The organism is Kordia sp. E, assembly GCF_056033805.1.
The window spans coordinates 1,732,815-1,745,269 of the sequence record NZ_JBRASR010000002.1; the positions used below are offsets into that span (position 1 = coordinate 1,732,815).

Consider the following 12,455-nt stretch of genomic DNA (forward strand, 5'->3'; position numbering starts at 1 on the left):
TTTTTTCTGCCTGATCTTGTGTAAATTACCTTTTTTAGACTTTCAATATGGTTAAAAAACGTATCTCTTTTTATGTTTACAGCATCATAAATAGAATCAATAGATCAATTTTTGTCAAAATATAGTATCTTTCCAGCTCATAAAACCTCAAATATGTACCGACTTAAAACGTCTCTATCTATACTTGTTTTTTTAGTAGTTCAAATTGCCATTGGGCAAAAATCTACTGACAATTATGAAAAATATCCAGTATTTCCTGAATGCGAGAATGAAGACATTGAAAATTTAGAAAATTGTTTCAATACTACTTTGCGCACATTCATTAATGAAAATTTCAAGCTTCCTGAAATTGTAACAACAGAAAACTACACTGGAGAAATGGTGTTGTTATTTGAAGTTACACAAGAAGGAAAGTTCAAAGTATTATATGTTGATGCTGTATATGATGATATCAAAAAAGAAATAAAACGTGTTTTTAGTTTGCTTCCTAAGATTAAACCATCCACATATAGTGGACGTGCAACATATTTGCAGTTTACAATGCAATTAAAAATTCCTTTGGAAAGTATTGAAGAAATAGAAGTTCCAAAAACATTAGAAGAAAAAGAAGATGAACTTCAGGCTGCAGCCAAAAAAGAATTTGACAATGTAAATGATTCATTAGACACATATAAAGACGAATTATACAATAGCAACCTTAACGTGCCTTTTTCACATGATATGTATGCATACTTTGATCAAGCTGTTAATTTGGTAGGAACTAATAGTCATACAGCTTCAAAGCCATATTTATACAATACGGTTGCTTCATATTATGATTTTAATGCGCAACAATCGAAATTAAAAAAGAATGTTTCTTCTTGGACAGGCCGTAAGCTCTGGAATGAACATATGGTAACGGTTAAAGGAAAAGATTATTGGTTTGTGCTCGATCCTATTTTAGATTTACAATTTGGGAAAAATACAGGTGGTGAAGTTGATTATACATATAATAATACCAGAGGAATTCAAGTGCAAGGAGGTTTGGGTAAAAACTTAAACTTTTCAGCAACTGTATTTGAAAGTCAAGGACGATTTGCAGATTACTTTAACAGATATGCAGAAAGTATAAAACCTTCTGGTGGAAACCCAGCGATCATTCCAGGACGTGGAATCGCAAAAGAATTTAAAACAGATGCGTATGATTATCCAGTTGCAGAAGGATATATATCGTATGCGCCAAACAAAATGTTCAACATACAATTAGGACACGGAAAAAACTTTATAGGTGATGGATATCGTTCATTATTTGTAAGTGATGCTGCAAGTCCGTATCCGTTTTTAAAACTAAATACTTCTTTTTGGAAAATAAAATATACCAATACATGGATGTGGTTGCGTGATGTGCGTCCAGAAGTAACGGAAGATGGTGCATTTTTAACCAAGTATATCGCAAATCATTACCTGAGTTGGAATGTTTCCAAAAAGCTAAACATAGGTTTGTTTGAATCTGTAGTTTGGAAAAATGATAACAATCGTGGATTCGATTTTAACTACGTAAATCCAATCATATTTTACAGAGCTATAGAATTTTCAACAGGTTCAAGAGCTGGTAATGCTATTGTTGGATTGAGTTCAAAATACAAATGGAATGACAATGTAAATTTCTATGGACAATTTATTTTGGATGAATTTTCATTAAATGATATCAAAGCAGGAAATAAAAGTTGGAAAAATAAATTTGGCTTTCAGCTTGGTGCGAAATATTACAATGCATTCAAAGTAGATAATTTATTATTACAATTTGAATACAATCAAGTGCGTCCGTATACATATTCACACAATGAAGTAGCAACAAACTACGGTCACAACAATCAATCGTTAGCACACTTATGGGGCGCAAACTTTAGAGAAGTTATCGGAATTGCACGTTACAATTACAATCGTTGGTATGGAAGTGCTAAAATGATTTACGGACAAAGAGGATTAGACTTTGACCCTACGACAGATACGGCAAGTTATGGAGGTAATATTTTTGTTGACAATGATGAAAGAGCAGGAGATACAGGAGTTGAATTACTGCAAGGAAATAAAACAAATGTGTTCTTGGCTGATTTAAATGCTGGTTATATTGTGAATCCAAAAACGAACTTGAAAATATTTGCAAACCTAACGTACAGAAGCTTTAATCCTGATGCAAATACAGTTGTAGATTTCAAAGAAAATACAACTTGGTTTTCAGTTGGACTTAGAACTGATATTTTTAATTGGTATTTAGATTTTTAATGTTGAAATTCTCAATTTTTTTATTAAATTTGTAAGTATAGCCTCGATAAATACTAAATTCATAAGATTTACTCTTGTGTAGCCACCAAAAACCTATTTAAAGAAAATGATTAAGCCATTCTTTATTTTCCTAGCCATAATACCTTTTGTATACTTAGGATACAAATCTCTTGACGTTTCAGTACACAAAAAACGCAGAGGATCCAATTACATTGTAAAAGAATACCCTGTGTTTTTATTAAGTTGTACTTTTTTTGTAATTGCAGGATTAATTTTAATTAATTTCAAAAACTTACTTGATTTTCTGTAGACTACGATAGAATGTTTTTCTTAAAACTTCTCCAGAAATAAACCAATCACCATAATTTAAGTCATCGTACTTTTTTGTAAGTGAAGTGTTTTTAGTGACTTCCCCTTCAGATTTCCCTGCTTTAATTTCAGCAAGGATATTTTTTTCAATCTCTTCAAGCATTTTTAAATAGGCTGTTAATGCTGCTTTATCTGAAACATTTCTATGACCAGGAATAATTTTAGTATCATCATTAATAAGAAGTAAGGCTTTTTTAATTGCAGCAATATATCCTTGAGTGCTTCCGCCAGAACCTAAATCTATAAAAGGATACTTTCCTTGAAAGTAAGTATCTCCCATGTGTAATACATTACTTTTAGTAAAATAAACCATCGCATCTCCGTCAGTATGTGCTTCATGAACATGAAAAATAAAAATATCTTCATCGTTAAAATGAAAAGAAACATCTTTTGAAAACGTAATCACGGGCAAGGCTTCTTTTGGTGAAGCAGGTGTCGTACGATTTCGTTCTTTATTAAACTGATCAACACTCATGCGTTTTCTAACATTTTCATGAGCTACAATAACAGCGCCTTCTTTTTGCATATTTTCATTTCCACCAGTATGATCGCCATGCCAATGTGTATTAATCAAAAACTTTACAGGTTTATCTGTGACACTTTTAATAGCAGCTAAAATTTTTGGAGTTAACGGAGCAAACTGATCATCAATCATAAAAACACCATCTTCTCCAACGGAAATTGCAATATTCCCACCTTGTCCGACAAGCATATATACGTTTTCAGCAACCTTATTTACTTTAATTTGCACTTCTTTTTGTTGCGCAAAACCAATAAATGAATACAGAAGAAAGGTGAATACGAGTGTAATTTTTTGAAATTTCATATGATATAAATTTTAGATAATAGTCGTTTGTAAATCATCATCCTTTCCAAAGATAAAAATAGAATTATGATATCTATTTAGAAAAGCTGTAAAACTGTTTGAAAATCATTGCATACGAAGGATTTCTAGTTTATCTTTGCAGGAATTTAGAAAGGTTGATGAAAACTGCATTGAATACATTCAAAGAAACATACTCATTTGCTTCAGCACTAGAAGATTTTAAACAACTTACAAAAGTAGGATTGGCAATAAGTGTTGTGTTTTCTTCCTTAGCGGGATATTTGCTTGGTGTAGGCGCTGAAGGCGTTGACTTTAAAGTACTAGCATTATTAGCAATAGGAGGATATTTTATGGTTGGAGCATCCAATGCATTCAATCAAATCATAGAACGTGATTTAGATGCATTAATGGATCGTACTAAAGATAGGCCAATTCCATCAGGGCGCATGTCTGTCAATGTAGCGTTTACAATCGCAGTTATTCTAACGGTATTAGGAATAGTGACATTATATATAGTCAATCCGAAAACAGCAATGTTTGGTGCTATTTCTATCTTTCTATACACTTGTGTGTATACACCGCTTAAAACAAAAACACCATTAGCCGTATTTATTGGAGCTTTACCAGGCGCAATTCCGTTTATGTTAGGATGGGTTGCAGCAACCAATGATTTTGGAATAGAACCAGGAACATTATTTATGATTCAATTCTTTTGGCAATTCCCACACTTTTGGGCAATAGGATGGTTTCTCTTCGATGACTACAAAAAAGGAGGCTTCTTTATGTTGCCAACAGGAAAGAAAAATAGAGCTACAGCTTTACAGATAATCATGTACACTATATGGTTGATTCTTGTTTCTGTATTTCCAGCAACAGGACTTACAGGAGCGTTAAGTTTGTCAATTCCTGCTGCAATAATCATATTCATTATTGGAGTTGGATTATTATACTATGGAGTGCAACTATACAAAAAAATGGACAACAAGGCTGCAAAAACACTAATGTTGGCAAGTGTAGCATACATTACATTAATACAAATAGTATTTGTAATAGATAAATTTATATAACAACAGATGGATTTAACGCAAGGAACATTTCAAGAAAAACAAGCGCGATCAAAGAAAATGATGCTGTGGTTTGCAATGGTAAGTATGTTTATGATGTTTGGAGGATTGACAAGTGCTTACATTGTAAGTAAAGAACGTCCAGATTGGTTGAATGATTTTTCAATTCCAAGTGCATTCTACATCAGTACAGTTGCTATTTTGATCAGTAGTGTTACATTTCATTTAGCAAAAAATGCAATTCAAAAAGGATTACAAGAAACAACAACAATATATTTATTAATAACATTAGCACTCGGATTAGTGTTTGTAATTTCGCAATTTGCGGGATTCTCACAAATCATAGAAAGTGGTTATCATTTTACAGGAAAAGGAAGTACAGTAACAACATCTTTCTTGTACATTGTAACGGTAACACACTTGGCACACGTGCTAGCTGGAATTTTAGTATTATTAGTTGTAATTTATAATCATTTTAAACAAAAGTATAAACAAGGACAAACACTTGGTTTAGAACTAGGTGCAATGTTTTGGCATTTCCTAGATTTTCTGTGGGTCTACTTGTTTTTATTTTTATATTTCTTTAGATAAGAAAAAAACGTAAATTTGAACAATTTTTTAAAAATGTATACTTTTTATGGAAGCTACTGTTTCAAATACAGGTACAGAAGGTAAAGTCTGGGGAGGCGGCAATGAGCCGTTAAAAGCCAGCTATGGAAAAATGATGATGTGGTTCTTTTTACTATCTGATGCACTAACATTCTCAGGATTTTTAGCAGCATATGGATTTTCAAGATTCAAATTCATTGACTCATGGCCAATTGCCGATGAAGTGTATAATCACTTTCCAGGTTCACATGGAGACAATCCTATGTACTTTGTTGCCTTAATGACATTTATATTAATTGCTTCTTCTGTGACAATGGTGCTAGCCGTAGATGCTGGTCACCATATGAATAAGAAGAAAGTAACTTTCTATATGTTCTTAACAATCATTGGAGGAGCGATATTCTTAGGTTCTCAAGCTTGGGAATGGACAAACTTTATCAAAGGTTCTTATGGAGCTTTAGAAACAAAAGGTGGTCAAATTCTTCAATTTGTGGACACACATATGGAAGAAGGCGATGAAAAAATGCATCGAGTTTCTGTAGAAGATTTTGCAACTGCTTCTCACAAAGAAAGAGTACAGCATGAAAGTAAAGCAGGACTTTGGTTTGTAACTGAGTCTGCATTGCCTGAATATTCTGTGCAAGATGTAATTACTGGATTTAATCACGGTGATCATTTAGCTGTAAGAACGCAAGAGTTAATGCCAAACATAGAAAGATTAAAAGCTTCTGGTGATGCCGCAGATGCCGCAAAAGCAGCTCGTTTTGAATCAATGTATGTAAATGCAGATAAAACTGGGCAAAAAGGAGTATTAACAAGAGCAGAATCTGAGAAAGCATTGAAAAATGCAGTTGTATATGTAAAAGGTGCAAACCTTATCCACAACGAATACGGAAACAGACTATTTGGAGATTTCTTCTTCTTTATTACAGGATTCCACGGATTCCACGTATTCTCAGGAGTATTAATCAATATCATTATTTTCTTCAACGTCATCTTAGGAACATACGATAGAAGAAAGAATAACTACGAAATGGTAGAGAAAGTTGGACTTTACTGGCACTTTGTAGATTTAGTTTGGGTATTTGTATTTACATTCTTCTACCTAGTTTAATTTTTTAAAGAAAGATCATCATAGTATCATGGGACACGATAACACACATAAATTAGCAATATTTAGAGGGACTTTAAAGTTTAAGTCGAACGTTCAAAAAATTTGGGGAGTACTTATCTTCTTATCTATAATAACAATTATAGAAGTAGGATTAGGTATTGTAAAACCTACAATGTTTGTTGAGAACTATTTCCTTGGAATGAAGTTGTTAAACTGGATTTTCATCATTCTTACATTAGTAAAAGCATATTATATTGCTTGGGACTTTATGCACTTACGTGATGAGGAAAGCTCAATGCGAAGAGCTATTGTTTGGACAGGAATATTCTTAGTAGCTTATTTAATATTTATCTTATTGCAAGAAGCAATATATATTGAAGGTATTAAAACTAATGGTTTCGTAAAATGGAATTTCTAAGACATTAAAAAATATATACTAAAAAAAGACGGTTTTTAAAACCGTCTTTTTTTATACCCAATAATTACGAAAAGACATCTTTGACTAAAGAGATAAAATGAAGTTGTTAATTCTTAATATAAAAGTGAACTAAAAGTAAAAAAAACGCAAAAATATAGCGTGTAATCGCTGTTTGATTTTTATTTTTGCAGTATCAAAAAAATAGTTTCAAAATACAGCCATAAGCGTTTATGTTTCAAGCTATTTTATAACACTCCAGAAGATGAAAAAGAAGTCAGTATTAGCAGTTTTATTCCTATTACCAGTTTCTATTGTACTTATTCTTCTTTTTACAACACACAATTACGATCCATTACCAGTAATAGGTAAGCATACTGTAGCGGAATTGGTGAACTATAAATCTATTGAAAAAAGCGATGTTATTCAATTTGATGGAAAGATTACAATTCTCGGGTTTCTTGGCTCCAATGTAAAAGATCGAAAAATAAATGTTTTAAACTTAAATCAAAAGATCTACAAACGATTCAGCGGTTTTAAACATTTCCAATTAGTGATGTTAGTGACACCAGGGCAAGAAGAAGAGATTAAAGACTTAAAGTATGAAATCAGCCGTTTTGCAGATGAATTAAAATCTTGGAATTTTGTTGTAGTCGATGAAAGAGAACTAAGACGAATATATGATGAGTTAGAATCTCCTTTAGTATTAGATGGATATAATAGTTCTGACTATGTATACATTATTGACAAAGATAGAAACCTTCGTGGACGCTTTGATGATAGATCTACATCCGAAATTAAGGAAAAGAAGAAACCATATATGCTTTATGGATATAATACAATTTTGATTTCAGAACTTTCAGGGAAAATGACGGATGATGTTCGAATTTTATTTGAAGAATATAGAGGTAAATCGAAAAAAGAACAATCGCAAGACAGAAGGAGTGAAGGCGTAGGAGTTGATAAAAAGAAGAAATAATATGAAAAAAAATTATTCATACATAGGAATTGCTTTAGTCATACTCGTTTTTGGAATCATATTCATTCCAAAAATTGTTGATCGAGTACAAGAAGAAAGTATTGTTGAAAAAGATAGAATGAATATCGAGGGAACAGAACGCAATACAAAACTAATGTATTTAAAAATTGACGGGAAAGCCCGTAGTGTTCCAGACTTTATATTCACGAATCAAGATAATTTGCAAATCTCAAATGAAGACTTCAAAGGAAAAGTAACGGTCATGGAATTTTTCTTTACAACATGTCCTACAATTTGTCCAGTAATGAATAGTAACATGCGATCATTAGATGAAGAGTTTCATGAAAGAGATGATTTTGCAATTGCATCATTTACAATTGACCCGAAAACGGATACACCAAAAGTGTTGAAAGAATATGCAGAACGCTATGGTGTGAAATCACTAAACTGGCATTTCTTAACAGGTGATATGGAAGACATACACAATCTTTCAAATGTAGGTTTCAATATCTTTACAGGAATCAATCCAGAAGTAGCAGGCGGGTTTGAGCATCAAGGGTTTTTTGCGTTAATTGATAAAAACGGATTCATAAGATCAAGGAAAGACAATCATGGAAATCCAAAAGTATACTATCAAGGAACGGATGAGGCAGAAGTGAAAATGCTAAAGCAAGACATTCAAAACTTATTTGACGAAGAATAAAAAGTATAAAATTGTATGGAAACTACAAACGATATTGAAAAGAAATACAAGGTATGGATCATTATTCTATCCATAGCAATTCCATTAGTGGTAGCTGCTCTATTTGGTGTAAAAATACCAGATGCAACGCCATTAACGTTTCTGCCGCCAATCTATGCAGCAATTAACGGAATTACAGCAGTTGTATTAATTGCAGCCGTAATTGCAATCAAGAATAAAAAAGTAAAGTTGCATGAAAACTTGATGAAAACATGTATCGGTTTATCGGTTGCTTTTTTAGGAATGTATGTAGCGTATCACATGACATCTAGTTCTACTAGTTTTGGTGGAGAAGGTACTATCAAATATATCTACTTCTTTATCTTAATAACACACATTGTTTTGAGTATTGCGATCATTCCATTGGTGTTAATCACATATGTAAAAGCATTAGCTAAACGTTTTGATAAGCATAAAAAAATTGCAAAAATTACGTTTCCAATTTGGTTGTATGTAGCCATCACAGGTGTTATAGTTTATGTAATGATTTCTCCTTATTATGCATAATAAAAAACTAACATATATCATACTCGTGCTATTTCTACTAAGTGTTATTCCGCTTGAAGCACAATGTGCCATGTGTAGAGCTGTCTTAGAATCAGAGTCCGATCCTTCACAAGCAGAAGGAATTAATAACGGTATCGTATATTTGATGGCAATTCCATATATATTGATAGCTACACTCGGAATTTATATCTACAAAACATACAATAAAAAAACAACTGCAAAAAAAATCTAATATTTTTTGTAACGAAATCATTCTTGGATAGTCTTATTAAAAATAAGATTAACACAATATTAATAATAGTTGCACTGACAAATATGTAATATTGTGCAAAACTAAACTAACCAATTATGATTCAAATTAATGAATTACACAAATCCTATCGTATGGGAAGCAACGAGCTTCACGTGCTTAAAGGAATAAACCTTGATATAAAAGAAGGAGAATTTGTTTCAATAATGGGTTCTTCAGGATCAGGAAAATCTACACTACTAAACATTATCGGAATGCTTGATGAAGCTGAGAAAGGTTCATACGTATTAGATAATGTTCCAATTAAAAATCTTAGCGAAAAAAAAGCGGCAGTATATCGTAATAAATTCTTAGGATTCATATTTCAATCATTCAACTTGATTAACTATAAAAATGCTGCTGAAAATGTTGCATTGCCTTTATACTATCAAGGTATTCCAAGAAAAATTAGAAAAGAAAAATCGCTGTACTACTTAGAAAAAGTAGGATTAGCAGATTGGGCACATCACTTGCCAAGTGAACTTTCGGGTGGACAAAAACAACGTGTAGCAATTGCACGTGCATTAGCTTCGGAACCAAAAGTGTTACTAGCAGATGAGCCAACAGGAGCGTTAGATACAACAACATCATACGAAGTGATGGACTTTCTTCAAAGTATCAATGATGAAGGAAAAACTATTTTAGTTGTAACACACGAGCCAGACATTGCAGACATGACAAAAAGAATTGTGATGCTAAAAGATGGTAAAATCTTAGAAGATAAAAAAGTAGAACAAGTAAGAGCTTCACAATATGTTTGATTTAGATCGTTGGCGAGAAATATTCCAAACCATCAACAAAAACAAGCTAAGAACTCTCTTAGCGGGTTTTACAGTAACGCTTGGAATTCTAATATTTACGGTATTATATGGAATGGGGAATGGACTCAAAAATACATTCTACGAATTCTTCCAAGATGATGCGCAAAACACGCTATTCATATCTCCAGGATTTGCCACAAAACCTTTCAAAGGATTCAAAGAAAATAGAAGAATTGAATTTGAAAATGAAGACTTAGAACTCATCAAAGAAAAATTTGGTGATCGAATAGAGTATACAACTGCAAGAATTTACAAAGGAATCACTGCAAAATACAAAAGTGAATACGGTTCGTATAGTGTAAGAGCTGTACATCCTGATCATCAGTTTTTAGAAAAAACAATCATTGACAAAGGAAGATATATCAATGAATACGACATTAAAAATGATGCACGTATTGCAGTTATTGGTCGCTTAGTAGAAAAAGACTTATTCGGAAAAGAAAACGCAGTCGGAAAATTTATATCGCTAAACAAAATCATCTATCGTGTTGTAGGTGTATTTAGTGATGCTGGTGGAGATAGAGAAGAGCGAAACATTTACATGCCAGTAAGTACAGTACAATTAATATACAAAAACACAGAAGTAATTGATCAAATCAATTTGTCATACAATATGGAATTAGGCGCAGCAGGCGCGCTAAGGCTATCAAATGATATTGAGAGATTCTTAAAAGACAGACATAATGTTGCGCCAAGTGACCAAAACGGAATCTACATTGGTAGTGTTATTGAAGATTTAGAACAAAACTTAGCAGTTGCCAACGTATTACAAATCATTGTTACTTGGATTGGATTCGGAACCTTATTAGCAGGTATTATAGGTATCAGTAACATTATGGTATACATCGTAAAAGAACGAACCAAAGAACTTGGAATTCGGAAAGCATTAGGTGCAACACCGAGTTCTGTAATTGGAATGATATTACAAGAAACACTCATAATCACCATGTTATTTGGGTATTTAGGAATTCTCTTAGGAAACTACATACTAAATTCCACAGGTGATAAATTAGAAGATTGGTTCATTACCGATCCAAATGTGAGTCAAGGAACCATTATTTTTGCAACAATAATCTTAATATTTGCAGGATTAATTGCAGGATATATTCCGGCAAGGAGAGCAGCTAAAGTAAAGCCAATAGTAGCACTAAGAGACGAATAACTTGAAAAGAAAACACAAATGAAATTTATATTCACAAGAGATACTTGGCAAGAAATATTTGGAGCTATTCGCAAAAACAAAATGCGAACGGCAATTACTATCATTGGTGTATTTTGGGGAATTTTACTCTTCATCGTATTACAAGGAGCTGCGAAAGGAATGGAAAATGGGTTTGATGATGCTTTCAAAGGAATGGCTACCAATAGTATATTTCTTTGGGGACAACAAACAGGAATGCCATATGGCGGTTTCAACAGAAACAGACGTATGCAAATAGAACTAAGTGATACGTACAGAATTGCAAACCAAATAGGAGGTGTTGATTTTGTAGCGCCACGAAACGCAAAAGGAGTTTTCGATGGAGCTCCACCATTAGTAGTAAACAATGTAAAGTCAGGAAATTACAAAGTTTTTGGAGATTATCCAACAATTGACAAAATAGCCAAAAAGAAAATACGTAAAGGGCGTTTCCTCAATGATAAAGATATCAAGGACAGTCGTAAAATATGTGTAATTGGTGAACGAGTTGAAAAAGAACTCTTTGAAAAAAATGAAAATCCTATTGGCCAATACATCAAAGTTAGTAATGTATACTTTCAAGTAGTTGGAGTTTACAAGCAAAATACAACTGATTTCTTTGAAGGAGATGATTCTGTATTCATTCCATTCACAACATTCAAAAAAATATACAACTCAGGAGACCGTATAGGTTGGATGGTGATTGCTGGATATCCAGATGAGGACATCGTTAAAATTGAAGAAAAAGCGAAAGCTTTACTAAAAAGAAGGTATTCAGTGCATCCAGAAGATGAACGTGCTTTTGGTTCTGCCAACTTTGGAGAAATGTTTGGTAAAATTACAGGATTTGTAAAAGGACTAAAATTTACAGCACTTGTCGTAGGAATCGCAACCATACTTGCGGGAGTTATTGCAATTGGAAACATTCTATTAATTACGGTAAAAGAGCGAACCAAGGAAATTGGAATTCGAAGAGCATTAGGAGCGAAACCAGGAGAAATCCGTGGACAAATCATATTAGAATCTGTATTTCTAACTTTATTAGCTGGAATATTAGGTATTACTACAGGAGGTATTACTTTAAGGATAATTAACGCGGTTACGAAGAATATAGACGATTTCCCATTCCTCAATCCAACAGTAAGTTTAGAATATATTGGAATGGCACTGTTAATTATGATTACGCTTGGGTCACTCATAGGACTCATACCAGCGCAAAGAGCAGTTAGTATCAAACCAATAGAAGCATTACGAGAAGAATAACTATAACATCAA

At 32.8% G+C, this 12,455-nt stretch carries 13 protein-coding genes; 12 read left to right on the forward strand and 1 reads right to left on the reverse strand.

What is annotated here, in order from left to right; translation table 11 throughout:
• Positions 1-153 precede the first annotated feature (153 nt).
• Positions 154-2,265, forward strand: coding sequence for a gliding motility protein RemB (locus ACUUYC_RS10730; protein WP_474265806.1), 2,112 nt, complete (start codon positions 154-156; stop codon positions 2,263-2,265).
• Between the two features lie 292 nt (positions 2,266-2,557).
• Here ACUUYC_RS10730 and ACUUYC_RS10735 read toward each other — a convergent pair whose 3' ends face one another.
• The gene (locus ACUUYC_RS10735; protein ID WP_474265807.1) at positions 2,558-3,460 is read right to left on the reverse strand and encodes an MBL fold metallo-hydrolase; all 903 of its coding nucleotides are present in this window, start codon (positions 3,458-3,460) and stop codon (positions 2,558-2,560) included.
• A gap of 158 nt (positions 3,461-3,618) precedes the next feature.
• Between ACUUYC_RS10735 and cyoE the strand changes: the two genes are divergently transcribed.
• The 11 genes from cyoE (at position 3,619) to ACUUYC_RS10790 (ending at position 12,443) form a co-directional block, all read left to right on the forward strand.
• Positions 3,619-4,527, forward strand: coding sequence for a heme o synthase (gene cyoE, locus ACUUYC_RS10740; protein WP_474265808.1), 909 nt, complete (start codon positions 3,619-3,621; stop codon positions 4,525-4,527).
• 6 nt (positions 4,528-4,533) lie between these two features.
• Complete coding sequence (locus ACUUYC_RS10745; RefSeq protein WP_474265809.1) at positions 4,534-5,115, forward strand: cytochrome c oxidase subunit 3; 582 nt, start codon at positions 4,534-4,536, stop codon at positions 5,113-5,115.
• A 46-nt stretch (positions 5,116-5,161) separates the two neighbouring features.
• A complete protein-coding gene (locus ACUUYC_RS10750) occupies positions 5,162-6,247 on the forward strand; it encodes a cytochrome c oxidase subunit 3 (RefSeq protein ID WP_474265810.1) in 1,086 nt (361 codons plus the stop codon).
• Positions 6,248-6,275: 28 nt separating this feature from the next.
• Positions 6,276-6,665, forward strand: coding sequence for a cytochrome C oxidase subunit IV family protein (locus tag ACUUYC_RS10755; RefSeq protein WP_474265811.1), 390 nt, complete (start codon positions 6,276-6,278; stop codon positions 6,663-6,665).
• Positions 6,666-6,927: 262 nt separating this feature from the next.
• On the forward strand, positions 6,928-7,641 hold the full coding sequence (locus ACUUYC_RS10760; protein WP_474265812.1) for a hypothetical protein: 714 nt from the start codon (positions 6,928-6,930) through the stop codon (positions 7,639-7,641).
• 1 nt (position 7,642) lies between these two features.
• Positions 7,643-8,344, forward strand: a complete 702-nt coding sequence (locus ACUUYC_RS10765) for an SCO family protein (RefSeq protein WP_474265813.1) — start codon at positions 7,643-7,645, stop codon at positions 8,342-8,344.
• Between the two features lie 15 nt (positions 8,345-8,359).
• Positions 8,360-8,890, forward strand: a complete 531-nt coding sequence (locus ACUUYC_RS10770) for a DUF420 domain-containing protein (RefSeq protein ID WP_474265814.1) — start codon at positions 8,360-8,362, stop codon at positions 8,888-8,890.
• A 25-nt stretch (positions 8,891-8,915) separates the two neighbouring features.
• Complete coding sequence (locus ACUUYC_RS10775) at positions 8,916-9,122, forward strand: hypothetical protein (protein ID WP_474265815.1); 207 nt, start codon at positions 8,916-8,918, stop codon at positions 9,120-9,122.
• 116 nt (positions 9,123-9,238) lie between these two features.
• Complete coding sequence (locus ACUUYC_RS10780; RefSeq protein ID WP_474265816.1) at positions 9,239-9,940, forward strand: ABC transporter ATP-binding protein; 702 nt, start codon at positions 9,239-9,241, stop codon at positions 9,938-9,940.
• A complete protein-coding gene (locus tag ACUUYC_RS10785; RefSeq protein WP_474265817.1) occupies positions 9,933-11,162 on the forward strand; it encodes an ABC transporter permease in 1,230 nt (409 codons plus the stop codon). Before ACUUYC_RS10780 ends, ACUUYC_RS10785 begins: the two co-directional genes overlap by 8 nt.
• An 18-nt stretch (positions 11,163-11,180) precedes the next feature.
• Positions 11,181-12,443 carry an ABC transporter permease gene (locus tag ACUUYC_RS10790; RefSeq protein WP_474265818.1) on the forward strand — a complete coding sequence of 421 codons (1,263 nt, stop codon included), beginning with the start codon at positions 11,181-11,183 and terminating at the stop codon, positions 12,441-12,443.
• The last annotated feature ends 12 nt before the right edge of the window (positions 12,444-12,455 follow it).